This is a genomic window from Hydrogenophaga crassostreae (assembly GCF_001761385.1).
Classification (GTDB): Bacteria; Pseudomonadota; Gammaproteobacteria; order Burkholderiales; family Burkholderiaceae_C; genus Hydrogenophaga; species Hydrogenophaga crassostreae.
This window is the reverse complement of sequence record NZ_CP017476.1, coordinates 358,654-383,466: the sequence shown is the minus strand read 5'-3', so window position 1 is coordinate 383,466 and position 24,813 is coordinate 358,654. Positions and strand designations below refer to the sequence as shown.

General features: G+C 61.6%; 24 protein-coding genes. 12 read left to right on the top strand and 12 right to left on the bottom strand.

Annotated features, from left to right (window positions below; all coding sequences use genetic code 11):
- Nucleotides 1-14 precede the first annotated feature (14 nt).
- From LPB072_RS01820 to hpaR, 11 genes are all read right to left on the bottom strand, one after another.
- Nucleotides 15-1,109: an aromatic ring-hydroxylating dioxygenase subunit alpha gene (locus tag LPB072_RS01820; RefSeq protein ID WP_066095363.1), complete on the bottom strand. Its 1,095-nt coding sequence runs from the start codon at nucleotides 1,107-1,109 to the stop codon at nucleotides 15-17.
- 117 nt (nucleotides 1,110-1,226) lie between these two features.
- Nucleotides 1,227-2,045 (bottom strand): helix-turn-helix transcriptional regulator, encoded by an 819-nt coding sequence (locus LPB072_RS24040; protein ID WP_066095360.1) that lies wholly within the window; start codon nucleotides 2,043-2,045, stop codon nucleotides 1,227-1,229.
- Between the two features lie 54 nt (nucleotides 2,046-2,099).
- On the bottom strand, nucleotides 2,100-3,098 hold the full coding sequence (locus LPB072_RS01810) for a 2-dehydropantoate 2-reductase (protein ID WP_066095358.1): 999 nt from the start codon (nucleotides 3,096-3,098) through the stop codon (nucleotides 2,100-2,102).
- A gap of 62 nt (nucleotides 3,099-3,160) precedes the next feature.
- Entirely contained in the window at nucleotides 3,161-3,979 is an 819-nt protein-coding gene (locus LPB072_RS01805) for an aldolase/citrate lyase family protein (protein ID WP_066095354.1), read from the bottom strand.
- Between the two features lie 13 nt (nucleotides 3,980-3,992).
- Complete coding sequence (gene hpaH, locus LPB072_RS01800) at nucleotides 3,993-4,820, bottom strand: 2-oxo-hept-4-ene-1,7-dioate hydratase (protein WP_066095350.1); 828 nt, start codon at nucleotides 4,818-4,820, stop codon at nucleotides 3,993-3,995.
- A 4-nt stretch (nucleotides 4,821-4,824) separates the two neighbouring features.
- A complete protein-coding gene (locus tag LPB072_RS01795) occupies nucleotides 4,825-5,274 on the bottom strand; it encodes a 5-carboxymethyl-2-hydroxymuconate isomerase (protein ID WP_066095348.1) in 450 nt (149 codons plus the stop codon).
- A 14-nt stretch (nucleotides 5,275-5,288) separates the two neighbouring features.
- The gene (gene hpaD / locus LPB072_RS01790; protein ID WP_066095346.1) at nucleotides 5,289-6,215 is read right to left on the bottom strand and encodes a 3,4-dihydroxyphenylacetate 2,3-dioxygenase; all 927 of its coding nucleotides are present in this window, start codon (nucleotides 6,213-6,215) and stop codon (nucleotides 5,289-5,291) included.
- Nucleotides 6,216-6,361: 146 nt separating this feature from the next.
- Nucleotides 6,362-7,834: a 5-carboxymethyl-2-hydroxymuconate semialdehyde dehydrogenase gene (hpaE, locus tag LPB072_RS01785; protein WP_066095343.1), complete on the bottom strand. Its 1,473-nt coding sequence runs from the start codon at nucleotides 7,832-7,834 to the stop codon at nucleotides 6,362-6,364.
- A 74-nt stretch (nucleotides 7,835-7,908) separates the two neighbouring features.
- On the bottom strand, nucleotides 7,909-8,703 hold the full coding sequence (locus LPB072_RS01780) for a fumarylacetoacetate hydrolase family protein (RefSeq protein WP_066095340.1): 795 nt from the start codon (nucleotides 8,701-8,703) through the stop codon (nucleotides 7,909-7,911).
- Nucleotides 8,700-9,383 (bottom strand): fumarylacetoacetate hydrolase family protein, encoded by a 684-nt coding sequence (locus LPB072_RS01775; RefSeq protein WP_066095338.1) that lies wholly within the window; start codon nucleotides 9,381-9,383, stop codon nucleotides 8,700-8,702. The genes LPB072_RS01780 and LPB072_RS01775 overlap by 4 nt, the downstream gene beginning before the upstream one ends.
- Nucleotides 9,380-9,859: a homoprotocatechuate degradation operon regulator HpaR gene (gene hpaR / locus LPB072_RS01770; RefSeq protein ID WP_066095335.1), complete on the bottom strand. Its 480-nt coding sequence runs from the start codon at nucleotides 9,857-9,859 to the stop codon at nucleotides 9,380-9,382. Before hpaR ends, LPB072_RS01775 begins: the two co-directional genes overlap by 4 nt.
- A 93-nt stretch (nucleotides 9,860-9,952) precedes the next feature.
- Between hpaR and LPB072_RS01765 the strand changes: the two genes are divergently transcribed.
- A complete protein-coding gene (locus LPB072_RS01765) occupies nucleotides 9,953-11,014 on the top strand; it encodes an NAD(P)H-dependent flavin oxidoreductase (protein ID WP_066095332.1) in 1,062 nt (353 codons plus the stop codon).
- 190 nt (nucleotides 11,015-11,204) lie between these two features.
- Here LPB072_RS01765 and LPB072_RS01760 read toward each other — a convergent pair whose 3' ends face one another.
- The gene (locus tag LPB072_RS01760) at nucleotides 11,205-12,320 is read right to left on the bottom strand and encodes a hypothetical protein (protein ID WP_157559218.1); all 1,116 of its coding nucleotides are present in this window, start codon (nucleotides 12,318-12,320) and stop codon (nucleotides 11,205-11,207) included.
- A gap of 57 nt (nucleotides 12,321-12,377) precedes the next feature.
- Between LPB072_RS01760 and radA the strand changes: the two genes are divergently transcribed.
- The 11 genes from radA to LPB072_RS01710 all read left to right on the top strand — a co-directional run bounded on the left by radA (nucleotide 12,378) and on the right by LPB072_RS01710 (nucleotide 24,759).
- On the top strand, nucleotides 12,378-13,754 hold the full coding sequence (radA, locus tag LPB072_RS01755; protein ID WP_066095327.1) for a DNA repair protein RadA: 1,377 nt from the start codon (nucleotides 12,378-12,380) through the stop codon (nucleotides 13,752-13,754).
- Nucleotides 13,755-14,031: 277 nt separating this feature from the next.
- Nucleotides 14,032-15,714 (top strand): ArnT family glycosyltransferase, encoded by a 1,683-nt coding sequence (locus tag LPB072_RS01750; protein WP_066095324.1) that lies wholly within the window; start codon nucleotides 14,032-14,034, stop codon nucleotides 15,712-15,714.
- Nucleotides 15,715-15,719: 5 nt separating this feature from the next.
- A complete protein-coding gene (locus tag LPB072_RS01745; protein ID WP_066095321.1) occupies nucleotides 15,720-16,652 on the top strand; it encodes a glycosyltransferase family 2 protein in 933 nt (310 codons plus the stop codon).
- On the top strand, nucleotides 16,633-17,655 hold the full coding sequence (locus LPB072_RS01740) for an NAD-dependent epimerase/dehydratase family protein (RefSeq protein ID WP_066095318.1): 1,023 nt from the start codon (nucleotides 16,633-16,635) through the stop codon (nucleotides 17,653-17,655). The genes LPB072_RS01745 and LPB072_RS01740 overlap by 20 nt, the downstream gene beginning before the upstream one ends.
- Nucleotides 17,652-17,855 (top strand): DegT/DnrJ/EryC1/StrS family aminotransferase, encoded by a 204-nt coding sequence (locus LPB072_RS23635; RefSeq protein ID WP_197508894.1) that lies wholly within the window; start codon nucleotides 17,652-17,654, stop codon nucleotides 17,853-17,855. Before LPB072_RS01740 ends, LPB072_RS23635 begins: the two co-directional genes overlap by 4 nt.
- Nucleotides 17,852-18,754 carry a DegT/DnrJ/EryC1/StrS family aminotransferase gene (locus tag LPB072_RS01735; protein WP_407927799.1) on the top strand — a complete coding sequence of 301 codons (903 nt, stop codon included), beginning with the start codon at nucleotides 17,852-17,854 and terminating at the stop codon, nucleotides 18,752-18,754. The genes LPB072_RS23635 and LPB072_RS01735 overlap by 4 nt, the downstream gene beginning before the upstream one ends.
- Nucleotide 18,755: 1 nt before the next feature.
- Nucleotides 18,756-19,142 (top strand): GtrA family protein, encoded by a 387-nt coding sequence (locus LPB072_RS01730; RefSeq protein ID WP_066095312.1) that lies wholly within the window; start codon nucleotides 18,756-18,758, stop codon nucleotides 19,140-19,142.
- A gap of 3 nt (nucleotides 19,143-19,145) precedes the next feature.
- A complete protein-coding gene (locus LPB072_RS01725) occupies nucleotides 19,146-19,904 on the top strand; it encodes a class I SAM-dependent methyltransferase (protein ID WP_066095309.1) in 759 nt (252 codons plus the stop codon).
- 413 nt (nucleotides 19,905-20,317) lie between these two features.
- Nucleotides 20,318-21,385 (top strand): LacI family DNA-binding transcriptional regulator, encoded by a 1,068-nt coding sequence (locus LPB072_RS01720; RefSeq protein ID WP_066095307.1) that lies wholly within the window; start codon nucleotides 20,318-20,320, stop codon nucleotides 21,383-21,385.
- A 204-nt stretch (nucleotides 21,386-21,589) separates the two neighbouring features.
- The gene (locus tag LPB072_RS01715; RefSeq protein WP_066095305.1) at nucleotides 21,590-22,741 is read left to right on the top strand and encodes an ABC transporter ATP-binding protein; all 1,152 of its coding nucleotides are present in this window, start codon (nucleotides 21,590-21,592) and stop codon (nucleotides 22,739-22,741) included.
- A 29-nt stretch (nucleotides 22,742-22,770) separates the two neighbouring features.
- Nucleotides 22,771-24,759: a beta-galactosidase gene (locus tag LPB072_RS01710; protein WP_066095303.1), complete on the top strand. Its 1,989-nt coding sequence runs from the start codon at nucleotides 22,771-22,773 to the stop codon at nucleotides 24,757-24,759.
- The last annotated feature ends 54 nt before the right edge of the window (nucleotides 24,760-24,813 follow it).

Genomic DNA, 24,813 nt, shown 5'->3' with positions numbered 1-24,813 from the left:
AGGGGCGAAAAGGTTCAAGAGGCGACCGGCGTTGACAGGCTCGGATGGGGCTGGTTCATGGCATGACGTTCGGCGGTGATGCGGCCCTCAAGCAAACGACGGAACCGCGTCAGCGCGGCGTCCATGCCCAGCGGCATCATGGGTCTCTCGGGATCGAACGCGATGTTCCGGAATTGCGCCGTGATCATGTCGCGGTCTTCGTTGAAGGCGTCAATCAGGCTGTTGTAGATGCTCTCTGTCACGCTGTTGTCGCCTTCGTTGACCGGGTGCGATTGCTGGAAGAAGTAGTGCGTTGAGGTTGCGGTCTCGGGCGTCAACGTCTGGCAGCTGTGCAGCCTGACAGAAGTGGCGGGGTCATCGGATTGACCGCCCGTTGGACAGCCGCCGGAGTGCATGAGCAGCGTGGCCGGCAACAGGAATTCGTAGTCAAACCAGCGATCGAGGTTGGTGTCGAACTGGCGAAAACGTTGGTAAAACGGCGGCGCTGGCACATCGGCCACACGGCGCGAAACCCTGATCCCCATCTGAGGCCACTCGGCCGTCGCCCCCGGCACGGTCGTGATCTCTGGTTTGGCCTGGGCGATTCGAGTTGTGCCGCCCAAACTCTTTTCATGCACATAGCTGAGATGCGAAAAATCAAGCAAGTTGTCGCAGATAAGCAGGTAGGGCGTGTCGTAGTGCATGTAGCCCGGTTTGTGCTGCCAGTCAGGGCTTTCGCAAGAAAAGTTGTCGGGCAGCAATGCAACATCGGCCTGGACCGGATCCCCCATCCAGACAAAAATCCAGTTGTTCTTTTGGGCCACAGGGTAAATGCGAACGCAGGCCTTGACCGGTACAGTGTCGAAGCCGGGAATCTCGCTGCACCGACCGGAAGGTTCGAACTTCAGCCCGTGGTAGCCACAGCGCACACTGTCACCCTCCCGGCGTCCCTCAGACAGCGGGGCATGGCGGTGGCAACAGCGGTCCTCCATCGCCACCAGATCTCCCCCGAGCGTTCGGTACACCAGCACCGGCTCGCCGAGCACGGTACGGGTAAATAGTTGGGGGCTCTCCGCGGCGGGGACTTCGTGGCCCCAGGCGATGACGTACCAGCAATTGCGCAGCCACATGGCCTGTCTCCGTTCCTGCAGTTATCGGTTCGGACATCGTAGGCAGGGCCTGCAACCCTGTCTGTCCCCTCTGAGGGGGACAGACAGGGTTATGTCAGCGCAAGTGAGCGCGGAAGCTCAATTCAGCAGTTGCGCAAGGCCAAGGCGATTGGCTGGCAACCTCGCGTCGGCCAGCTTCTGGTAGGCCCGTTTGCGCAAGGTGATCACGGTGGAAGGGGCCACATTCAGGTCGGCAGCGATGCCCTTTGCGCTCAGGCCTTCCGCGATGCGCGCACACACGGATCGTTCGCGGGCCGAGAGCGATGGTGCGATCCGCTGGAGTCGCTGTTCGCACTCAACGACACGCGCAGGGCGCGTGTTCAGCGCCACGCTGCCCGTCCACCACGCAGCGTGGGCTCGGCGCAGCAGTGGCGCCAGATCGAGCAATCGCGCCACTTCTTGCGACCGGAATCGCCCCTGGCGTTCGTCGCGGTACAGGTGAATGGCCTGCACACTGCCCGGCGACGGCGCATGCAGCAGCGTGAAGCGATCGGTCAGGTGTTCCTGCTCATAGATGTCCGATCGCCAGCCAGCGTCAGGCAGCTCGTCGGCCCGACAATGCAGCGCCAAACCACCATCGCTCGCCGGTTGATGGTGCAACTGGGTGGCCAGCGGAAGGATGGCATCGCGCCTGAAATAGTGGCGCCGGTAAATGCCAAAACACCGCGTCACCACCGAGCGCTCGTGCGGCCGAGAAGCACTGCCTTCAACCAGCTCGGGCAAGTCGCGCTGAATGCTCACCAGGGAGAGATAGTCCACCGGCACAACCGCCTGAACCGCCCGCAGCAACGCGTCGGCGCAAAAGGGCGAAGACACCACATCGAGCAGCGCTGCAACTGCGGTTGCAGGCAGGACCGCATCACCGCGGGGAGGGTGCAAATTCCAGATGGCTGACATCGACCTATTCTGCCGACAGCCCCTCGGCGCGACCACAGGGCATACCCGCCATATTCAGTCGGGGTACAGACCCAGGCAACGGGCCTGCAATCGGCTCAAGCCCAGCAAGGCGTCGGTGAATGGCGTGGCCACGCCAGTCAACTGCCCGAGCTCGCGCACCGCTGAAACCAGACCATCCAGCTCCACCGGCTTGCCCGCCTCAACGTCTTGCAGCATCGAGGTCTTGAAAGCCCCCAGCTTGCGCGTCACGGCATGGCGGTCTTCGGGCTGCTGGTCGATCGGGATGCCAATGTGTTCACCAATGGCCTTGGCTTCGATCATGACCGCTGACACAAACCCGCGCACCAGATCGTCGCCCAGAATGAGGTCGGTGGTGGCGCCGGTCAGCGCGCTGATCGGGTTGACCGTCATGTTGCCCCACAGCTTGTACCAGATGTCTTTTTGAATCTGCGGCGACGCGGTGGCCTTGAAGCCGGCCTTTTGCAGCAGGGCCGCCAAGGCCTGCACGCGGTCGGTCAAACCGCCGCCCGGTTCGCCCACGATCAGGCCGTCGCCAAAATGGTGTCGCACCACGCCGGGGGCGTCCAGCGAGCAACTGGCGTGCACCACGCAACCGATCACGTGCTTCGCAGGAATAGCCTGGGCGATGTCCCCGGTGGGGTCCACAGACGCCAGCGCTTTGCCGGCCAGCGCGCCGCCAAAACCATCCAGAAACCACCAGGGCACGCCATTCATCGCAGTCAACACCACGGTGTCAGGCCCCACCAATGGTGCGATTTGCTGGGCCACCGAAGGCAGTGACGGCGCCTTGACGGCGATCACCACCAGGTCCTGCACACCCAATGCCGCCGCATCGTTCGAGGCCCGAACCGGCACCGTGACGCTGGCGTCACCCGAACGCATCTGCAAGCCATCGCGCTGCAAAGTGGCCAGCGTATCGCCCCGCGCCAAAACGCTCAGCGCACACCCGGCCTGCGCCAGATGCACCCCCATCCAGCCACCTATGGCGCCAGCACCCACGATGGCCACTTTGTTGAAACTTGCTTCACCCATTTTTCATTCCTTGAAACCCGTCACCGCCAGCCGAGAACACCTCGCCAGCCCGACAAAAAAGACTAATACACGCTGCCCTTGGGCAGTTCATTCGTTGCGTTCGCACTGGCCTTGAAGCGCGCCGCCAATGCACTCGTATGGCGCGCAAGCATTTGGGTATCGAGCCCCACGGCCACAAACACCGCGCCCAGCGACAGGTAGTGCTGCGCCTGCGCCTCGTCGGTGGTCAGAATGCCGGGCGCCTTGCCGGCGCGCAAGATGCGAGCGATCGCGTCTTCGATGGCTGCCTGCACTTCGGGGTGACCCGGTTGGCCGATATGGCCCATGGAGGCAGACAAGTCGGCCGGGCCGATGAACACCCCGTCCACCCCCGGCGTGGCGGCGATGGCATCGAGGTTGCCCAAAGCCTCCGTGGTTTCCACCTGCACCAGCAAGCACACCTGCCCGTTCGCCTCTTTGGCGTAGTTCGGGTAACGCCCCCAACGCGACGCGCGGCCACCGGCCATGCCTCGAATGCCACCCTTGCCGTCGTCTTGCGGATAGCGGCAAGCCTTGACCAAATGGGCGGCGGCCTCGGCGGTGTCCACCATGGGCACCAGCAGGGTTTGCAGGCCCACATCGAGGTATTGCTTGATCAAAACTGCATCGCCAGTGGGCACGCGGGCGATGGCGTGGGTTTCGGGATACGCGGCAATGGCTTGCGCCTGCGCGAGCAGGTCCTGCAAACCATTGGGCGAATGCTCACCATCGATCAGCAGCCAGTCGAAACCCGCACCGGCGCAGATTTCGGCACTGAGGCCGTTGGCCATGCCGACCCAAAAGCCGATTTGCGCGCGACGCTCGGCCAGCGCCTGCTTGAAGGGATTCACAGGGGTTTTCATCGGCTGGCTTTCTTCAAATGAAACGGAATTGCAAACAACCGAGGGGGCCGTAATCGGCTTCAAACAGATCACCGGTTTTTGCTGCCACAGGCCGCGTGAACGAACCTGCGAGAACGATTTCACCCGCTTCCAGCCGTTCACCCCAAGGCGCGAGGCGATTGGCCAGCCAGGCGATGCCAATGGCCGGGTCACCCTGCACGCCGGCGGCCAGGCCGGTTTCTTCGACCACGCCGTTTTGCCGCAGTATGGCCCCGCACCAGGGCCGGTTGACCGCACGCGGGTCTGCCTTGAAAGCTGGGTCGCCAGCGCCGATGACGATGCCGGCGTTGGCCGCGTTGTCGCTGATGGTGTCGTAGACCTTGCGCATCACCTTGGTGTGGCGATCGGCCTGCTCAATGCGCGCGTCGATGATTTCAATCGCGGGTGTCATGTAATCGGTCGCGGCCAGCACGTCTTCCACCGTGACGTTCGGACCGGTCAGCGGCGCCTTCAGCACAAAGGCCAGCTCGACTTCGACACGCGGCAGGATGAAGTCCGCCATGGGAATGTCCAGCACTTCACCCGCCTTGGCCGTGTAGAGCATGCGGTCCAGCAAGGTGCCGTAATCGGGCTCGGTGATCTGTGAGGCGATTTGCATGGCGCGGCTGGTGAGACCAATCTTGTGGCCGATCACCTTGCGCCCCTCCGCCTTTTCCAGATCGACCCAGGCGCGGCCGATGCGGTAACCGTCTTCGACGGTCATCTCCGGGTAGCGCTTGGAGAAGTGCTCGACCTGGACGCGCGTGCGCTGCGATTGCAGCAGTTCGGCGGCCAGTTCGGCAATGCGTTCGGGGCTCAACATGGGGTCAATCCTTTTTTTGAAACAAGGGGTGCAGGGAACTGGTTTTGGCATCGGCCACTTCGTGCCCTTCGTCGACTTGCACGGTGATGCCAATGGGTCGCCTGGCGAGCTGCTCGGCGAAGCGCTGCTTCACGCAGGCATCGAGCACATCACCCACGCGCCGGTGCACCTCGGCGCTGCGGCCCTTGGCCATGCGCAGGTTCATGTAGACAAATGCGTAGTCACCGCCCTGGCCCGCCGCCTCACCGGCGGCGCCACCATCGGCCAGGGCGAAATGGGCCGCCGGGTAGGCGAGCACGCGCGTGCCCCCGGTGGGGAACACCTGGCGGTCTTGCTCATCGTGCACGGTGAGCATGGCGTCGCACAAGGCGCGGCAGAGGCCGCTCATGTCGAGGCCTCCGTCGGCGGCAGGCTTGTCGAGGTTGGGGGTGTAGAGAACAACGAGATGAGGCATGGTGGATCCGAATGTCAGAGGCGCGTGGCAACCGAGGTGTAGCCATCGGCGCGAGAAGCCTGGGCCAGTGGAATGGCCGAACCCGTGACCGGCTCGACCGGAAAGACAGCGTTGATCTGCCCGGTACCCGAGGCGCCGAAATATGGGGTGAGCACTTCGCAATTGCCCTGGTATTCGCTCCAGCCCAGCGCGCCCAGCATCATCGCAGTGTCGTGCATGAAGCCTTCGCCATGGCCCTTGGCCGCGTACTCGGGCAGCATCTCGCAGAAATCTTTCCACTCGCCCTGCTCCCACATCTCGACCACCCGTTTGTCCAGCGTCTCCAAAAACGGGCTCCAGATGCGGTGGGCAAAATCAGGCGCGAGGCCGTTCTGTGCAAAGCGGTGGCTCAAGGAGCCGCTGGCGAGGAAGGCCACGGTGCCGTCGTAGTGGTCTTCCACGGCTTTGCGCATGGCCCAGCCCAGGCGCGCGCTGTCGTTCAGGTAGTGCACCGTGCACAAAGCCGACACCGAGACCGCCTTGAAATGCTGGTCGGCATTCATGTAGCGCATGGGCACCAGGGTGCCGTACTCGGGGGCGAGGGTGGTGGCATCGTGCGCCAGTGTCTCGACGCCATGTTCGTTGCACGCCTGGGCCAGCAATTTGCCGAGCACCGGGTTGCCAGGAATTTCATAGGCCATGTTGCTGATGAAATGCGGCAGTTCGTTGCTGGTGTAGTTGCCCTGGAAGTGGGGCGCGCAGTTGATGTGGTAATTCGCGTTGACCAGCCAGTGGGTGTCAAACACCACAATGGTGTCCACGCCGAGTTCAAGGCAGCGGCGTCGAATTTCCAGATGGCCGTCGATGGCGGCCTGCCGCGTGCCCTGGCGCGGGCCAGGCAGCTCGCTGAGGTACATCGAAGGAACGTGCGTGATCTTCCCGACGAGTGCGAGTTTTCCCATGAGCTTTTTCCATTCAAAAACAGTGTGTCAAAGAAGGTCCGCCAGCAACGCAGGAGACCACCCCAGGGCGCGGTGGGTCCGGCTTTCCCGGCCCGCAACGTTCCACCCCCCTGAGGGGGTGACGCCGCAGGCGGCGCGGGGGTGGTTCACAGTCCACCCCAGTGTGGAATGTGGTGCGACCCCATCGACACCGCTACGTTTTTCGGTTCGAGGAACACCTCGTAGCTCCAGGTGCCACCTTCGCGTCCCGTGCCGCTGGCCTTGCTGCCGCCGAAGGGTTGGCGCAGGTCGCGCACGTTCTGGCTGTTCACAAAACACATGCCGGCTTCAACCGCGGCGGCAACGCGGTGGGCTTTTCCAATGTTTTCGGTCCACACATAGCTGGACAGGCCGTAGGCAATGTCGTTGGCCTTCTGGATCGCATCGGCCTCGTCCTTGAACGGGATCAGGCAGGCGACGGGGCCAAAGATTTCTTCCTGGGCAATGCGCATGCGGTTGTCCACATCGGCGAACACGGTGGGCCAGACGAAGTTGCCTTTTTGCACACCGGGCGCGAGCTCGGGCGCATAGCTTGGGCGATCAATGCCGCCGCACACCATCGTGGCGCCCTCTTTCGGGCCCAGCTCGATGTAGCTGCGCACCTTGGCCAGATGAGCCTGGCTGATCATGGGCCCGATGGTGGTTTTCTCGTCCATCGGGTCGCCGACCACGATGCGCCTGGCGCGCTCGGTGAACTTCGCCACGAAGTCGGCGTAGATGCTTTGCTGCACCAGGATGCGGCTACCCGCCGTGCAGCGCTCGCCGTTGTTGCTGAAGATCATGAAGACCGCGGCATCCAGCGCGCGGTCGAGATCGGCGTCGTCGAAAATCACGAAAGGGCTCTTGCCACCGAGCTCCATGCTGAACTTTTTCAGGCCCGCAGACTGCACGATGCGGTTGCCCGTGGCGGTGGAGCCGGTGAACGAGATGGCACGCACGTCGGGATGCGAACAGAGCGGCTCGCCAGCCTCTTTGCCCATGCCGTGTACGACGTTGAGCACACCGGCCGGAATACCCGCCTCCATCGCCAACTCGCCCAACCGCGCTGCGGTCAAAGGCGAAAGCTCGCTCATCTTCAACACCGCCGTGTTGCCAAAGGCCAGACACGGTGCGACCTTCCAGGTCGATGTCATGAAAGGCACGTTCCACGGGCTGATCAGCGCACACACCCCAACCGGGTGAAACAGCGTGTAGTTCAAGTGCGTGGGCGTGGGGTAGGTATGGCCGTCCACGCGGGTGCACATCTCGGCGAAGTACGAGAAGTTGTCGGACGCACGGGGGATCAGCTGTTTGCCGGTTTGGGAAATCGTCTGCCCGGTGTCCCGCGTTTCCATCTGCGCGATGTCGGGCACATGCTTGGCGATCAAATCGCCCAGCGCTCGAATCTTCTTCGCGCGCTCGGTGGCCGGCAATCCGGCCCAGGCGGGGAAAGCGTCTTTCGCGGCTTGCACCGCCGCGTTGATTTCCTGTTCGCCACCTGCGGCCACTTCGGCCAGCACCTCTTGCGTGGCCGGATTGATGGTTTCGAAGGTGTCGCGGCTGGCGACATGTTTGCCATTGATGAGGTGGTTGATTTGCATGGTTCGTTTTCTCCGGCTGCAACGCAAACGGGTCAGGGCCCGATTCCGTTGCGCTTTGGTTTTCGCCCTTGGGCTTACTTTCCTGAATCGGAATCCGACCCCGTTTGCTCTTGGGTAATCGTATTGGTCAAGGCGCCGATGCCATCAATTTCCGTGACGATCACATCCCCGGGCTGGCAATCGACGACACCATCGGGCGTGCCGGTCAGGATCAGGTCGCCAGGCATGAGCGTCATGAAGGCGCTGAAGTACTCGATCAGCGTGGGCACGTCAAAGATCATGTCCTGGGTGTTGCCTTGCTGGGTCAGCTTGCCGTTCACCGTGGTGCGCAAGGCCAAGGTTTGTGGATCCGGCACATCAGCGGCATCCACCAGCCAGGGACCGATGGGCGTGCAGGTATCGCGGTTTTTCACGCGCAGGTTGGGCCGGTACCAGTTCTCCAGGTAGTCGCGGATCGCGTAGTCGTTGGCCACGGTGTAACCGCCCACAAAATCCAGCGCATCGTCCTTTTTCACACACCGGGCTTCGCGTCCGATCACGACCGCGAGCTCACACTCGTAATGCATGAACTTCACCCCATTCGGGCGCACCGTGAACGCGCGGTGGCCGATCAATGACGCTTCGCCCTTCAGGAAGGCCAGGGGCTCGACGGGTGGTTTGAATTCGAGTTCTTTCGCGTGGTCAGCGTAGTTGAGGCCCAAAGCCAGAATCGTGCGGGGACGGGGCAGCGGAGCGAGCGGCGGCAACCAGACGACGTCATCAAAACCCACCCTGCGCCCGGCAAACGCTGGCGTGAGCAGTTCGAGTTGACCTTCTTTTTCAACCGCGTCGTGCACGGCACCGGCCCAGGCAATGCGTGCGTGCTTCATGCTGCGGCTCCCAGGTTTTTCACGACGGTGTGCACCACCGGCCTGAAGCCAGCGGCTGAGATTTCGACCGTGTCGCCTGCTTTTGCCAAAGGGCGGCTGCCATCTTCCAGGCAATCGGTGCCCACCATCAAAACATCTCCCGGTTGCAACGTCATGAATTCGCCCACATCGGCCAGCAGTTGAGCGGCCGGGCGCACCAGTTCGGCCAGGGCCACGGTCTGCTTCCAGACGCCGTTGATGCGCACCTCGATTTGCAACCCGTCCCATGCCACGGGAACGGGAGCCAGCGCCGCGCCCACACCCAGCAAGCCATCGGCACACCGCGATTTCACCGGCGGGCGAAAGTAGCTGTCGTGCGGCACCGCCCAGTCGTTGAGCAAGACACAACCCGCCAATGCGCTCAGGCGTGGTCTGGAGCAGCCCGGCAGCGGCTCACCCATCACCAGTCCGATCGTGGCGCCCACCGCCAGCGCTTCGGCGCCTGGGGGCAACACCACGGTGCCGCCCGATGGTGAAAAGGTGTTTGCGGTCTTGATGTACAGCACCGGTGCCTGCGGCGGCGCTTTGTAGGGCGCCTCACTCATGCGCGGTGCCCACAACGCGTGTTCGCGCTGGAAGTTGAGCAAGGGCCCGTAGACGGTGCCACGGGGTGTCCAGTGGGAAACCAGAGGGTTGTTCATTCGGCTTTGTCGCTTTCTACTGCTTCAAGGGGTTGTTCCAGGGCAATCACACTGTCGAGCAAGAGATACAGCTGCGCCAACTGTGCTTCACCCAGCCGCTTTTCCATCCAGGCGTAGTGGGCCTCGATGGTGGTGGACAGGTTGCTCACCAGCGTCAGGCCCGCGCGGGTGGCTCTGACGACGGTGCGACGCGCGTCTTGCGGGCAGCGCTCGCGCTCGATCAGACCATCGCGTTCCATGCGCGTGAGCACCCCGGTCAGGCTGGGACCAAGCAGCAGCGCTTCTCGCGCCACACGCCCCGTTTCCACTCCCGCCGGGTCGCTGGCGTGTTCGCCCAGCACCCGCAACACACGCCATTGCTGATCCGACAGGCCATGCTCGCGCAGACTGGGCCGGGTGTGTTGCATCACAGCCTCCCTCGCTTCGAGCAGAAGGCGGGGCAGGTTGCGGTGCACAAAGTGAGTGGGTTCGCTCATATTATTTAATATATTAAATGATTTTTCGCGAGGCAAGGAATCAGGGTTTTCCCGGATCAACGGCAACCCTGTTGTGCGCGCCACAATGGCGCCATGAAAAACCAGTTGACTTCCCTGCTCAACATTGAGCATCCCCTGGTTCAGGCCCCCATGGCCGGTGTACAGGGCTCGGCCTTGGCGCTTGCGGTGAGCGACACCGGGGCCCTGGGCTCTCTGCCTTGCGCCATGCTCACACCCGAAGCGCTCACGAACGAACTGAAAACACTGCGAGCAAGCACTTCGCGCCCGGTGAGCCTCAATTTCTTCTGCCATGCCACCCCCGAACCAGATGCCGCACGCGATGCGGCCTGGCGCGAGACGCTGGCGCCCTACTACGCGGAAGCAGGGCTGGATATCGACGCGGTTCCCGCAGGCGCTGGCCGCGTGCCTTTCAGCCACGCTGTGGCCGATTTGATCGAGCCGTTCCGCCCACCCGTCGTGAGCTTCCATTTCGGCCTGCCGGCGCCCGATGTGCTGGCGCGCGTGAAAGCCTGGGGTGCGGTCGTTCTGTCCAGCGCCACCACCGTGAAGGAGGCCCTCTGGCTAGAGGCCCATGGCGCCAATGCCGTGATCGCACAAGGCCTGGAAGCTGGCGGTCACCGGGGCATGTATTTATGTGACGACGTGTCAACCCAGATCGGCACATTCGCGCTGCTGCCGCAAATCGTGGCGGCGGTAAAGCTGCCCGTGATTGCAGCCGGTGGCATCGCCACCGCAGACGGCGTGCGCGCGGCCATGGCGCTCGGCGCCAGCGGCGTGCAAGTGGGCACCGCCTATCTGTGCAGCGATGAAGCCACCACCAGCAGCATCCACCGCCATGCGTTGCAAAGCCCCGCTGCGCAACACACGGCGCTCACCAATGTGTTTTCAGGCCGCCCGGCGCGCAGCATCGCCAACCGCGTGGTTCGCGAGCTGGGCGGCATGTGCCCCACCGCACCGGCCTTCCCTCTTGCCACCGCAGCCATCGGCCCGCTGCGGGCTCATTGGGAAGCGCAAGGCCGTGGCGACTTCTCTCCCCTCTGGGCCGGGCAAAACGCCAGTGCTTGTCAAAGCCTGGCCGCTGCGGACATCACCCACCAGCTGCTGCATGGCTTTGGCCCTTCGTGTTCGCCGTGATTTTTCGCGCCAGCGTGTGCCAGTCCGATGCCGGGTACAACGCCATGGTCGCGCAGATGCGTGCACGGGTCTTGACCCGATCGGGTTGACTGGGCTTCAACGCCGTGAACGCCGGTCGCCAGACACGAAGGCGAGATTGCCGGGGTCAAGCACCGCTGCGCCTTTCCCGTCAACTGATCGGTGCCGTGCTTCAGGCGAGTTTGAGCAGGCTGGCCACGGCCTGCTGCTGCCTGAGCCAGCGCTTGAATCCCGCATCGGATTGCAGATGCTCCAGGTCCTGGTCCATCAGGGCCATGGCTTCCTCCAGCTCAAGCACTTGCGCATTCAAGACCATCTGCAGGGTCTTTGACGTTACGCCCAAGCCCTCCGGCACATCAAACTCATGGGTCAGGGCGTCTTGCCGAGCGGCCCGCTCACGCTCCAGATCGGCGACCTGCTGTTTGAGCAACACCGTCATGGCCGCGAGCTGTTCCGCCGCCCACTCGGCGCCGCCGGTGGCCAGCGTCAGTTCGGCCGTTTGCTGCAGTTGCATCAAGGCCACCAGATCCTTGCGAGCGTAGGCCGCGTTGGCCTCGCCCATCAGGGCGGTTTTGCGCACGCGGGCCTCCGGTTCGGTCTCGCGGTCCGGGTGCAGCGCACTGGCCAGGCGCCGGAACAGACTGCGCAACAGATCGCTGGCATCGGCTTGTTCGACCAGGCTCCGGGTTTGTACCGCGCTGGGTTTCTTCTTGGCCTTTTTGCGCTCGGCGGCTTCCCGGCGCTGCTCCTTTTCATCGTCCCTTTGCTGGCGAAGGCGCGCGATTCCGACCGCCAACACCTCGTCGGAAGAAGCGCCGGGCGGCAAATCATCGATGGGGCCGCCCAAGGCCTGCTCCAGCTGGGTCCGCAGCGCCTCGGCCTTGCGCGCATCGAGCTGGGCCAGATTCACCGTGGCGTGGCGGTCGTGCAACTTGGCCATGTCGGCATCGCCCTGCTGTGCCAATGTGCGCGCCATGCCACACAGCACCTCGGCCGCCACGGCCTTCAAGGGGGCGCTCAAACTCTTGCCCTTCAGGCGCTCGTCGATCAAAAGCACCGTGCGGCGCATCAGCCCCCGATGGTCCGCCTTCAGTGGCTCCACCTGGTCCACCAAGGCCTGGCGGTGGGCCATGGCCCACTGGTCCATATCGCCCAGCTGGCTCTTGAGCTTGCCGACGCGGGTGAGCTGAATCTGAAAGGCGCGGTTGGCCGGCGACGGCGTGCGCTTGGCAACCGGTTGTGCGGTCAGCGCCACGGCGGGGCGGGAAAAACGGGGATCAAAGGTCATGAACAGGCGCAATGGCGGCAACGGCAAACGGAACGGGGAGCACGGTATTCTCCTCCCATGGCCAAAGACAAAACCCAATACGTGTGCAACGAATGCGGCGGCACCAGCCCCAAATGGCTGGGCAAGTGCCCCAGTTGCGGCGCCTGGAACACGCTGATCGAGTCGGCGGCGGAATCCAGCACGCCCGCCAAGAACCGCTTCGCTTCACTGGCCAAGACGGCGGAGATCAAGGTGCTCTCAGAAATCGAAGCCTCCGACTTCGAACGAACCCCCACCGGACACGACGAGCTGGACCGCGTTTTGGGCGGCGGCATCGTTGAAGGCGGCGTGGTGCTGATCGGTGGCGATCCGGGCATCGGCAAATCCACGCTCTTGCTGCAGGCGCTCGATTCCCTGCAGCGCTCGGGCCAGAAGACGCTTTATGTGACCGGCGAAGAAAGCGGTGCCCAGGTGGCCTTGCGTTCGCGGCGGCTGGGGCTGGACGGCTCACAGGTGAGCGTGCTGGCCGAAATCCAGCTGGAAAAGATTCTGGCCACGCTGGACGCCACGCACCCCACTATCGCCGTGATCGACTCCATCCAGACGGTGTATTCCGACCAGCTCACCAGCGCGCCGGGCTCGGTCGCCCAGGTGCGGGAATGCGCGGCCCACCTGACGCGCGCGGCCAAGGCCAGCGGTACGGCCATCGTGCTCGTCGGCCACGTGACCAAGGAAGGCGCCCTGGCCGGCCCGCGCGTCTTGGAGCACATGGTCGACACGGTCTTGTATTTCGAAGGCGACACCCACTCCAGCTTCCGCCTGATCCGCGCCATCAAGAACCGCTTTGGCGCGGTGAACGAAATCGGCGTGTTCGCCATGACAGAAAAAGGGCTCAAGGGCGTCTCCAACCCCAGCGCCATCTTTCTCTCGCAACACAGCGAGCCGGTGCCGGGCAGCTGCGTCATGGTCACGCTTGAAGGCACGCGGCCCATGCTGGTGGAGATTCAGGCGCTGGTCGACAGCGGTGGGCCTTCGCCCCGGCGGCTGTCGGTCGGCCTGGACCGCGACCGGCTGGCCATGCTGCTGGCCGTGTTGCACCGCCATGCGGGCGTGGCCTGCATGGACCAGGACGTGTTCGTCAACGCGGTGGGCGGCGTGCGCATCACGGAGCCTGCGGCCGATCTGGCGGTCATGCTGGCCATCACCAGCAGCCTGCGCGGCAAGGCCTTGCCCAAGGGCTTCATCGCTTTTGGCGAGGTCGGACTGGCGGGCGAAGTGCGCCCCGCGCCGCGCGGTCAGGAGCGGCTGAAGGAAGCCGCCAAATTGGGCTTCAGCGTGGCCGTGGTGCCCAAGGCGAACGCGCCCAAAAAGAACGACAAGGCCTACGAAGGACTGACCATCCACCCGGTCGAGCGCATCGAAGACGCGATGAACCTGGTGCGCGGGCTGACCTGATCACCACAACGACCATCGCACCCAAGCCAAAATTGACCCGGCCCGCGAAGCAAGCACCCACCTTTCGCTTCCCTCCGTTGCGTGGCTGCTTCTCGCGAAGAATGTCACCGCACGGCGCAAACCGGCCCCTTGCGCTCCAAGCGAAAATTGACGGGTACGGCGGACAACTGAAGGAAACGGGGACCTTGTGGCGGCCCCGTTACACATGCGAAAACCAGACCGCTGAAGAATAAAAATTCTGACTACAATCGCATCTTGTTACGAATACGTTCTATCCATGCGCTCCTCAGAACATGCCGAGATCGATAAAACCAAAATACTATCGGCATCCAGGGAAAATTGGCTGATCGCGGGACTTGTTTTGGTCGCACTGGGCCTTCGGGTCTGGGCCGGGCCCTACTTTGGCCTGCCATACCTGTACGACGTTGATGAATCCGCTTTCATCGGCCCCGCATTAAAGATCGTTTGGAACGCCGACCTCAATCCCGGCTGGTTTGGCCACCCAGGATCCACCGTCATTTATCTGAATGCGGCCGCATTCAAGATCATGGCGCTGATTGGAGATCACCAGGGTCTCTTTCACACCATGCGCGAGTTCAGATATTACGTTCTGAATGATCCAACAACCTTGTATGCATTGGCGAGGTCTCTGTTCGTCGCCATCGGCACCTGTACCGCCTGGTTTCTGTACTCCCTGACGAAAACGGTCCACGGCAGGGGCGCCGCGCTGCTGGCAGGCGCCATTCTTGCCGTCATGCCAATACATGTGGAGTATTCGCAGATTGTTCGCACCGACATCCTCGCCACCATGCTGGCGGTGCTCGCAGCCCACCAGGCCATCTCCCTGATGGATGACCACTCAATCAAAAGGTACATTGCCTCGGGTGCGCTGATTGGGGCAGCCGTTGCCACCAAGTACCCCGCTGTTCTGATCGGAACCTTCATCCTGACGGCGCATATCCTGATTTACTCCCTCGAATGGCGTGCCCTTTGGCGACTTGGGGTAACAGGCGCAACGGCCTTGCTCGCACTGTTTATCTGTTCACCGTACCTGTTTATCGACCATGCCGCCGTTAAGCGCGACATTTCTGCCGAGGCAGCCGGCGGGCACCTCAGCGCCACCGGTGAAGGATTTTTCAGCAACTTTGCCTGGTACCTGTTGAAGCCGCTGGAGGACACTTTTGGCTGGTGGGGCATGGGACTCGCATTGATTGGAGCCGCAACACTGATTCGTCACTTCCGGGCCAAAGGAACAATTCTGGGTGTTTTTACCCTCGTCTATCTGCTGGCCATCTCCACACACCCGCTCCGATGGACGCGATGGATCATTCCAGTACTGCCATTTATTGCCTTGTTTGCAGCCGTCGGCGCATTCACGGCCGCAACATTTCTTGCCAAGAGATTTGCGTCCACGCCAAGCAGGTTGTGGTTGGGTTTGTTGTCAGTGGCACTGTGCCTACCGATGCTGCTGCAGACCATTGAACAGGCCCGTTTTCGATCAGCGCCTGATACCCGGTTACAGGCGCGGGAATGGCTGTTGGCAAACGTGCCACGCAACAGCCGAATGCTCATAGAGGCTTACGGCCCACAGATCCCAAAGAACCATTACCTGCTGTACAACAATGTTGACACCCGAGTGGTCCGTCGACCCCAGGGGCTTCTCACCAATGTGATGCCTTCTGGCCACCTCGGAGAAGGTGGAACCCTGGATGCCTTGTCAAATGCAGGTATCGAGTATTTTGTCATCAGCGGGTTCTATGAACGCTTCAAAGCCACGCCTGACGACGAGGACTCGGCGCGAATTGCAGCCAACTATGAAAAACTCATGGAGGGGGCGGACCTGATGAAGGAGTTCCTGCCAGCAACGGGTCGCGGGGCCGATCCTCTGCGTGCCAATGTTGAAGGCGGTCCCCACCTCCGGATCTTCAAGATTCGCTCACCCAAAACACCACCTCTGTAAATCCCATGAAGCTCAGCATCATCGTTCCCGTTTACAACGGCGCGTCCACGATCGGCCCATTGGTGGAACGGCTTGAGAGCGAATTTCTCGACAAACTGAGCCTTGAGGTGGTTCTCATCAACGATGGCAGCCCCAAAGACAATTCCTACGAAGTTTGCTCTGCCATTGCGCGGCAAAAGCCCTGGGTGGTATTTGTCGATCTCTCCCGAAATTTCGGAGAACACAATGCCGTGATGGCGGGCCTGAATCACTGCAGCGGCGATTGCGCGGTGATCATGGATGACGATTTTCAGAATCCCCCCGAAGAGGTTCACAAGCTCTTGAACGAACTTGTCAAAGGCTATGACGTGGTGTACTCCCGTTACGCCAAGAAGCAGCACCACCCGCTTCGCAATCTGGGCAGCCGCTTTAACAACATGATCGCATGCGCCATGTTGAAGAAACCCCGTGGCCTGTACCTGTCTTCGTTTAAGGCGATCAACCGCTTCGTCATTGATGAAGTGATTCGCTACGACGGGCCTTATCCCTATATCGACGGCCTCATTCTTCGAGTGACCAGCCGTTACACGACTGTCGAAGTCCAGCATGACGAGCGCAGCCAGGGCGAATCCAACTACACCTTGAGAAAACTGGTGTCGCTGTGGCTCAATATGTTTGTCAACTTTTCCATTCTTCCATTAAGAATCGTTGGGTTAACAGGTTTTCTGTTTGCGGGACTGGGATTGCTTGGCATTGTCTACACCCTTTACTCCAAATTCACCGAGCCCGATTTGCCATTGGGCTGGGCTTCGATCCTGAGCGTGGTACTGCTGGTCAGCAGTGTTCAACTGATATCCATCGGTGTGCTCGGCGAATACCTTGGCCGCCTCTTCATGAAAATCAATCGGTTGCCGCAATATGTGGCGAGGGAAACCATCAATGCTCAAAAATCCAGATAGCGCTCAAGCTGACGCCCTGGGGTCCAGCTATGCCAATCGCCGGGTATTGATTACCGGCGGCCTGGGATTCATAGGCAGCGCATTGGCAATTGAATTGGTTCGGCTGGGGGCCAAGGTGACCATAGTCGACTCCCTGCTGCCTGAATATGGAGGCAACCTGTTCAATACCGCATCCATTCGCGATCAGGTGGTCATTAACATCAGCGACATGCGCGATCAGCATTCGCTGAAAATTCTCGTCCAGGGGCAAGACATCATCTTTCATCTGGCGGGGCAGGTCAGCCACGGCGACAGCATGCGCGAACCAGAGCTCGATCTGGCGGTGAACTGCGTCTCCAGCATGAATCTGGTGGAAGCCTGCCGGCAACGCAATCCCAATGTGCGATTGGTATATACATCAACCCGCCAGGTCTACGGTGTTCCAAAAAACTTGCCGGTCACCGAAGATCACCCCGCCTTGCCGGTCGATGTCAACGGTATCAATAAACTGGCGGCTGAATACTATCACTTGCTCTATCACAGAACATACGACTTGAAATCGACGGTGCTTCGGCTGACCAACACCTATGGTCCGCGGCAGCAAATTCGAAACAACCGCCAAGGGTTCATTGGCATTTTCATTCGCCAGGCACTTCAAGGTGAAATGATCCGTGTGTTTGGTGATGGCCAGCAGATACGTGATTTCAACTATATAGATGATGTGGTTCACGCGCTACTGCTGGCAGCGAGATGTGATGCCTGTTTTGGACAGGTATTCAATCTGGGCGCCCCGGTTTATCACACCGTTCTGGAGCTGGTTCAAATGTTGAGCCAGCTCACAGGGGTTCAATTCGAATTGACACCATTTCCCAATGATCGCAAATTGATCGATATTGGACACTATTACGGCGACTACCAACGGTTCGCTGGGGCCACGCAGTGGGAGCCAACGGTGGGGCTGGAAGAAGGCCTGCTCAAATCTATTGACTTCTATCGGACACACCGCAAGGAATATTGGGCATGAACAAGATACCTGTTTTTGACTTTCTCGCGCAGTACAAGGGCCTGCAAACCGAGATACAAGCAGCCATGGAAGGGGTCCTGGAGTCCGGTCAGCTGATTTTGGGCCCACAAGGAAAACGGTTCGAGACGGCGTTTTCCGAGTATTTGGGGGCCATCTGGGCACGGTTGGTGTCAACAGCGGTACCGATGCCTTGGCGGTGATCTTGATGGCCATGGGCATCGGGCCTGGTGATGAGGTGATCACGGTTGCAAATACCGCCGTGCCCACGGTCAGCGCTATTCGCATGTCTGGCGCCACGCCTGTGTTTTGCGATGTGAATTTGAATACCGCCCTGATGGACCTCGATAGCCTGCCCGGGTTGGTGACCGATCGCACCCGGGCTGTGATTGCCGTTCACCTGTTCGGGAACATGGTGAATATTCCGCAACTTCGAAGCATGCTGAAGCGCAAGGACATTCAGGTTGTTGAAGACTGCGCGCAATGCCATGGCGCCACACTGAATGGGGTCATGGCCGGTACGCTCGGGGACGCGTCCGCCTTCTCTTTTTACCCCACCAAGAACCTTGGTGCCTATGGCGATGCAGGGCTCGCGGCCAGCCCGGATGCTGCGTTGGTCGGCAAAATGAAGAGTATCCGCATGTACGGGTTTGAAGAGACGGGTTATGCCGAACGTGAGGGCATCAACACACGGCTGGACGAACTGCAAGCGGCGGTTCTCAATGTGAAACTGCCTCACCTCAAAGCTGCGGTGGATCGGCGCCGTGCGATCGCCTCACGGTATGGCGCAGGCCTGTCAGACAAAGCGATTCGTGTGGTGGCCGCTGAAGGGGTTCTCCATGCCCACCACCTTTTTGTTGTTCGCGTGCAGGAACGCGATGCGATTCGAACCAGGCTTTCTGCCCTGGGAATCGCCACCGGCATTCACTACCCCCACCCGATTCATCTGATGCGTGGATACCGGTTTCTCGGCTATTTGCCGGGCACCCTGCCCAACACCGAGCGGTTGGCCGGTGAAATTCTTTCATTGCCCATGTATCCCGAACTGACAGATGCTGAAGTTGATCGGGTCATCGATGCACTCAACCGGGCTTTGACGTAGTGTGTTGAAGAAAAACCTGGTGCGGTTCGCGATCGCCGGCAGCCTCAATACCGGTTTGTTTTATGCGCTGTATGTGTTGCTTGTGTATATCGGGATTCCATATGGCATTGCACTGGCCATAGAGTACGGGGTGGGCACGGTCAGCGGCTACTTCCTCAGCAAGTACTGGACATTTTCTGACCGGGCGGCAACCAGCAACGGTTTTTTGCAATACAGCGCAGCTTACGTTGCCCTTTATTTTCTGAACGTGGCGGTGTTGGGCATCTTGGTGGAGACAGGGGTTTTCGGGCCGATCGGTGGGCAAGTTGTTGCGCTGCTTGCCACTATTTCTCTGAGTTTCCTGGCCCAGCGCTATTGGATTTTTAGCCACAAAAAGGTGAAAGATTAGCCGATGCTTGACAGAGATGATGAATACGATCGCATGGCTGAGTGCGAACAGAATCTGTGGTGGTATCGCGCGCTGCATGAACGTACCGCGAACGCCGTCAGGCGCCATTTCAAGGCAGGAAAGGCGGTTCGAATTCTTGATGCCGGTTGTGGCACAGGCGGATTGATGCTGCATCTGCAGCAACTGGGTTTCGGTTCTGTGGAAGGGTTTGACCTCTCGGACCGGGCCGTAACGTACTGCCGTGGACGCAGTTTGGCGGCAGACAAGCTCGACCTCAGAGAGATGGCGCAGCATTACAGTGGTGCGAAATTTGACGTTATTGTCAGCAACGACACCATCTGCTATTTGAACGCTGACGAGCTCAATTCATTCGTGGCAAGTGCATGCACGCTGCTTGAAGAGAATGGTTTGTTTGTCTTCAATGCACCGGCTTTTGATGCATTTGGAGGCACCCATGATCTGGCCGTCGGCATCCAGAAACGCTTTCGAAAATCAGACATTCAAGGCATTGCGGCGGCATCTGGTTTTGTTCAGGTGGAGTCGAGCTATTGGCCCTTCTTGCTGTCTCCGGTGATTTTTTCTGTGCGCAGCATGCAACGGCTGAAGCTGGCATTGGGGCTGGCAGGCCAGATCCATTCGGACGTTTCCATGCCCTCCCCATGGATCAACCGGCTTCTCCTGGGACTGTGCCGGTTTGAACAGAAGTGGCTGAAGTCGCCTGTTGCAGGCTCATCATTGTTTGTCGTGCTCAAACGCCGCTAGAAGCTCGGCCGGCTTCTGTTGCAATGCTGGACCTGCCGGGGCGGTCCCCCATTCCGGATCCACCCATGTGGCTGAAACACCCGTGTTTTGTGGCCACAGCGGCTGGGAGGTCTCCATCCCGCCAGCGTGCGTTCGAGCATCCGGCCGACCAAGGCACGGGTTTTGTCTTCATTGATGCGGGTGTGCGCTGCGCAGCCTGGTCGGTCGGTCGGTCGGCACAGGGAACACCGAAACGGCGCGTCACCGCTTGCCAGTCGGCTTCCATCCCAGGGCTTCGGCGGCCATCGGCAGCCGGCCTGAGGCGGGCTCTTGCGCCGGCAAGCCGCCCGGCCTCTAGGCGACACGTAGAATTTGGCGGACGCACCGTTGGCGCCGAGGTCACACATATCTGCCTATTTGTTGCTCTACCCGCCATGTCAAAAAAATCAGCTTCTTCTTCGGCCTTGCGCCGGCCCACCATGACAGACGTGGCCAAGGCCGCGGGGGTTTCGCAGTCCACTGTGTCCATGGTCCTCAACAATGTGGAAGGGGCACGTCTGGCCGCCACGACCAGGGCGCGCGTGTTGTCGGTGGCCATGGAACTGGGCTACCGCCTCACGCGACGCGACCCGGTGTTGCCTGCCGCGCAGGCGCAGGGCGTTGGGGGTCGCAGGCTGGTGGCCTATTTGGTTGACGAGCTGTCGACCAGCGTGCATCCGGTTCAAAGCGTGGATGGCGCGCGGGATGCGGCCTGGCAACACGATTGCGTGGTCAGCGTGGCAGTGACCCGCGGCAACCCCGCGCAGGAGGCGGCCGCGATCGAGGCGTTCAAGAGCCACCCGCAGTTGCTCGGGTTCGTGTATTCAACGATCTTTACCCGCGAGGTGCAGATCCCTGCCAGCCTTGCAGGGGTGCCCACCGTTTTGCTCAACTGCCACAGCGCTGGTTTTTCCGGGCCTGTCGTGGTGCCCAGCGAGGTCGCGGGCGGTCATGGAGCAACCGAGTACCTGCTTGGCAAGGGCCACACACGCATCGCCTACATCAACGGTGAGCCCTGGATGGAGGCGGCAAAAGACCGGCTCAAGGGATACCGGCGTGCGCTGGCCACCCACGACATTGCCTTTGACCCTTCACTGGTGCAAGACGGGGACTGGAACATGAGCTCTGGCTACGCCGCTGCACGCGAGCTGATGCGCTCGGAGCGCCCGCCTACGGCCATTTTTTGCGCCAATGACCTGATGGCGATGGGTGCCCTGGATGCGCTGCATGAGCAAGGGATCAAGGTGCCGGATCAGGTGGCTGTGATGGGCTACGACGATCAGGAAATGGCCCAGCACACCCGCCCGGCCTTGTCCACGGCCTTGCTGCCGAACTATGAAATGGGTCGCACCGCGCTTGAGGCCTTGCTCGAAGTGGCCCGTTCCGATCCGTCCATCAAACCTGGCGCCCGCGCCCGGGTGCTGAAAATCGAGTGCCCTGTGGTGAGCCGGGACTCCGCCTGAGCTCAACGGACAACACGCGCGGGCCTTGGGCTCTCGGCGTGTTTTGAGCGGTTCCAAGGGTATTTGCTAATATTATTCGCAAATATTTTCACTACGATGCAGGTCAGGGACGCGGCGCCCGTGCGGACTGGGTGTCTCCAGCGCCAGCCGAACCTCGCACCAACAGACGCCGACCTCGAGATGGCGCGGACAGGAACAAGACAAATGGCCAATATTTCGCTCAAATCCGTGTGCAAAGCCTATGGCGACCATGCGCCGGTGATCCGCCATGTGGACCTGGACATCGCGCAGGGCGAGTTCTGCGTCTTTGTGGGTCCGTCGGGCTGCGGCAAATCCACGTTGTTGCGCACCATCGCAGGCCTGGAAGACATCACGTCGGGCGATCTGATGATCGGTGGCCAACGCATGAACGATGTGGCGCCAGCCCAGCGTGGCGTCGCCATGGTGTTCCAGTCCTACGCGCTGTTCCCGCACATGACGGTCTACGAAAACATGGCCTTTGGCCTGCAACTCGCCAAAACGCCCAAAGCCGAAATCGACCAGCGCGTTCGCGCAGCCTCCGACATCCTGCAGCTCGGTCCCTACCTCGGCCGTTTGCCCAAAGCCTTGTCGGGCGGCCAGCGCCAGCGCGTGGCCATTGGCCGGGCCATCGTGCGCGAGCCGGGTGTGTTTTTGTTCGACGAACCGCTGTCCAACCTCGATGCGGCGCTGCGCGTGCAGACCCGCTTCGAGATCGCCAAGATCCACCGCGACTTCGGCCGCGCCAGCACGGTCTACGTGACCCACGATCAGGTCGAGGCCATGACGCTGGCCGACCGCATCCTGCTGCTCAACTCCGGCCCGGCGGTGGCCAAAGAAGGCAGCGTGGCGCAATGCGGCTCGCCACTGGAGCTGTACCACCGTCCGCGCAACCTGTTCGTGGCGGGCTTCATCGGTTCGCCCAAGATGAACTTCTTGCCCGGCACCTTTGTCTCGGGCACCGAGTCATTGGCTCAGGTGAAGCTCGCAGGCGGCGAAACGGTGCAAGCCGCGGTGGACGCCCGCTCCCTGCGCGCCGGTCAGGCCATCACCGTGGGCATCCGCCCCGAACACGCCCGCATGGGCACCGGCCATCAGCACATCGTTCGCGAAGTGCAGTGGCAAGAACGCCTGGGCGAGTCCACCTACCTCTACCTCAACAGCGGCGACATTGGCGATCCCCTGGTGGTCAAGGCCGAAGGTCTTGCCGTCGCCCAGCCAGGCAACCGCGTGCCCATGGCCCTGCCCGAGCAACACTGCCACCTGTTCGACGACAACGGGCTGGCGCTGGCGCGCACTGTGCGCGAAGCCGACATCCCTGTCGCGCTCGCCGCTTAAGACGTCTTCTTTCTACTTCTGTAACTTCCATGGAACTCGGCGTCTGCTATTACCCCGAACATTGGCCCTCTGAGCAATGGCCTGTTGACGCGCAGCGCATGCGCGAAATGAACATCCGCTGGGTGCGCATTGCCGAATTCGCCTGGAGCCGCATCGAACCTTCGCCGGGCGAGTTCGATTGGGAATGGCTCGACCGGGCGATTGACACGCTGCACGCTCAAGGCCTGAAGGTGGTGATGTGCACACCCACCGCCACGCCCCCCAAATGGCTGGTGGACCAGATGCCCGACATGCTGGCTGTCGACGCGCAAGGTCACCAACGCCGCTTCGGCTCACGCCGCCACTACTGCTTCTCCCACGCCGGCTACCTCGAACACAGCCGCCGCATCACGCGCGCCATGGCCGAGCGCTATGGCAACCACACGGCCGTGGCCGCCTGGCAGACCGACAATGAATTCGGTTGCCACAACACCGCGATCTCCTACAGCGATGCCGCCGCAACGGGCTTTCGCGACTGGCTGGCCGAACGCTACGGCGATGTGGCGGCACTCAACCGGGCCTGGGGCACCGTGTTCTGGAGCCAGGAATACCGAACGTTCGACGAAGTCGACCTGCCCCACCTGACCGTCACCGAAGCCAACCCGTCGCACCGGCTGGACTTCCAGCGCTACAGCTCCTGGGCGGTGGCGCGCTTTCAGGAAGTGCAATACCAGTTGCTCAAAGCCCTGTCGCCCGGCCGCCCGGTGAGCCACAACTTCATGGGCTTCTACACCGAATTCAACCACCATGAAGTGGCGGCAAATCTCGACATCGCCACCTGGGACAGCTACCCGCTGGGCTTCACGCAAGACTTCTTCCTGAGCGCAGAAGAGAAGGTGCGCTACGCGCGCACCGGCCACCCCGATGTGCCCGCATTCCACCACGATCTGTACCGCGGCATGTGCGCCAGCGTGCGCGCTGACGCGCCCGCCCACGGCCGCTGGTGGGTGATGGAGCAACAACCCGGCCCTGTGAACTGGGCGCAGTGGAATCTGGCGCCCCACGACGGCATGGTGCGGCTGTGGACCTGGCAGGCCTTTGCCCACGGCGCCGAGGTGGTGAGCTACTTCCGCTGGCGTCAGGCGCCGTTTGCGCAGGAGCAGATGCACACCGGGCTGAACCGCCCCGACTTCAGCCTCGACCAGGGTGGCCTCGAGGCCTTGCAAGTCGGGCAGGATCTGACCGCCCTGAGCGAGACCATGCCCCCGAACGAACTCACCGTGCGCAACCGCGTGGCGCTGGTGTTCGACTACGACGGCTTGTGGATGGGGCAGATTCAGCCACAGGGCAAGGACCACAACGGCCTCGCCCTGGCCTTCCGCCTCTACAGCGCGCTGCGCCAGCTCGGCCTGGACGTGGACATCGTGAGCCCCGCCGCACCGTTGGCCGCCTATGAGCTCATCGTCCTGCCGGTCTCGACCCACATCTCGGCCGACCTGCTCGAGCAGCTGCAAAGCAGCACTGCTCAACTGGTTTTTGCACCCCGCGCGGGCAGCAAGACCCTGGATTTGCACGTCCCGCTCCAACTGGCACCCGGACCTTTGCAAGACCTGCTCGGCCTTCGGGTGAACCGGGTCGCATCCTTGCCACCGGGCTTCGAAGAGTCAGGCAGCCTGTTGAACAAAGCCTGCACCGTCACCGGCTGGTTCGAAGATCTGGCACTCAACGGGGCGCAAACCCTGGCCTTGTTGGCGGATGGACGGCCGCTCGTTGCCCAGAATGGCCGCGCCTGTTATGTGGCGGGTGGCCTGGACGGGGCGAGCTGGATCTCCCTGCTCGAAAACCGCGCCCGGGCAGCGGGCCTGACACCACAACGCCTGCCCGCCGATCTGCGTGTGAGCCGCATTGGCCACCACTGTGTGGCCCTGAATTTTTCCGCCCAAGCCATCGCGTGGTCACCGACTGCCAACGCTTCGGTGCCCGTGTTGGGCGAGGCGAGCGTGGCGGCACGCGACCTCTCCATCTGGCGACTCGAGTGAGTCGCTCCCTGTGTTTCGTTTTCCCTGGTCCTTACCCGAATAAAAGGAGATTTT

What these genes read in the sequence shown, in the direction of transcription:
- LPB072_RS01820 (WP_066095363.1), bottom strand. Translation starts at nt 1,109, where the DNA reads ATGTGGCTGCGCAATTGCTGGTACGTCATCGCCTGGGGCCACGAAGTC.
- LPB072_RS24040 (WP_066095360.1), bottom strand. Translation starts at nt 2,045, where the DNA reads ATGTCAGCCATCTGGAATTTGCACCCTCCCCGCGGTGATGCGGTCCTG.
- LPB072_RS01810 (WP_066095358.1), bottom strand. Translation starts at nt 3,098, where the DNA reads ATGGGTGAAGCAAGTTTCAACAAAGTGGCCATCGTGGGTGCTGGCGCC.
- LPB072_RS01805 (WP_066095354.1), bottom strand. Translation starts at nt 3,979, where the DNA reads ATGAAAACCCCTGTGAATCCCTTCAAGCAGGCGCTGGCCGAGCGTCGC.
- hpaH (WP_066095350.1), bottom strand. Translation starts at nt 4,820, where the DNA reads ATGTTGAGCCCCGAACGCATTGCCGAACTGGCCGCCGAACTGCTGCAA.
- LPB072_RS01795 (WP_066095348.1), bottom strand. Translation starts at nt 5,274, where the DNA reads ATGCCTCATCTCGTTGTTCTCTACACCCCCAACCTCGACAAGCCTGCC.
- hpaD (WP_066095346.1), bottom strand. Translation starts at nt 6,215, where the DNA reads ATGGGAAAACTCGCACTCGTCGGGAAGATCACGCACGTTCCTTCGATG.
- hpaE (WP_066095343.1), bottom strand. Translation starts at nt 7,834, where the DNA reads ATGCAAATCAACCACCTCATCAATGGCAAACATGTCGCCAGCCGCGAC.
- LPB072_RS01780 (WP_066095340.1), bottom strand. Translation starts at nt 8,703, where the DNA reads ATGAAGCACGCACGCATTGCCTGGGCCGGTGCCGTGCACGACGCGGTT.
- LPB072_RS01775 (WP_066095338.1), bottom strand. Translation starts at nt 9,383, where the DNA reads ATGAACAACCCTCTGGTTTCCCACTGGACACCCCGTGGCACCGTCTAC.
- hpaR (WP_066095335.1), bottom strand. Translation starts at nt 9,859, where the DNA reads ATGAGCGAACCCACTCACTTTGTGCACCGCAACCTGCCCCGCCTTCTG.
- LPB072_RS01765 (WP_066095332.1), top strand. Translation starts at nt 9,953, where the DNA reads ATGAAAAACCAGTTGACTTCCCTGCTCAACATTGAGCATCCCCTGGTT.
- LPB072_RS01760 (WP_157559218.1), bottom strand. Translation starts at nt 12,320, where the DNA reads ATGACCTTTGATCCCCGTTTTTCCCGCCCCGCCGTGGCGCTGACCGCA.
- radA (WP_066095327.1), top strand. Translation starts at nt 12,378, where the DNA reads ATGGCCAAAGACAAAACCCAATACGTGTGCAACGAATGCGGCGGCACC.
- LPB072_RS01750 (WP_066095324.1), top strand. Translation starts at nt 14,032, where the DNA reads ATGCGCTCCTCAGAACATGCCGAGATCGATAAAACCAAAATACTATCG.
- LPB072_RS01745 (WP_066095321.1), top strand. Translation starts at nt 15,720, where the DNA reads ATGAAGCTCAGCATCATCGTTCCCGTTTACAACGGCGCGTCCACGATC.
- LPB072_RS01740 (WP_066095318.1), top strand. Translation starts at nt 16,633, where the DNA reads ATGCTCAAAAATCCAGATAGCGCTCAAGCTGACGCCCTGGGGTCCAGC.
- LPB072_RS23635 (WP_197508894.1), top strand. Translation starts at nt 17,652, where the DNA reads ATGAACAAGATACCTGTTTTTGACTTTCTCGCGCAGTACAAGGGCCTG.
- LPB072_RS01725 (WP_066095309.1), top strand. Translation starts at nt 19,146, where the DNA reads ATGCTTGACAGAGATGATGAATACGATCGCATGGCTGAGTGCGAACAG.
- LPB072_RS01720 (WP_066095307.1), top strand. Translation starts at nt 20,318, where the DNA reads ATGTCAAAAAAATCAGCTTCTTCTTCGGCCTTGCGCCGGCCCACCATG.
- LPB072_RS01715 (WP_066095305.1), top strand. Translation starts at nt 21,590, where the DNA reads ATGGCCAATATTTCGCTCAAATCCGTGTGCAAAGCCTATGGCGACCAT.
- LPB072_RS01710 (WP_066095303.1), top strand. Translation starts at nt 22,771, where the DNA reads ATGGAACTCGGCGTCTGCTATTACCCCGAACATTGGCCCTCTGAGCAA.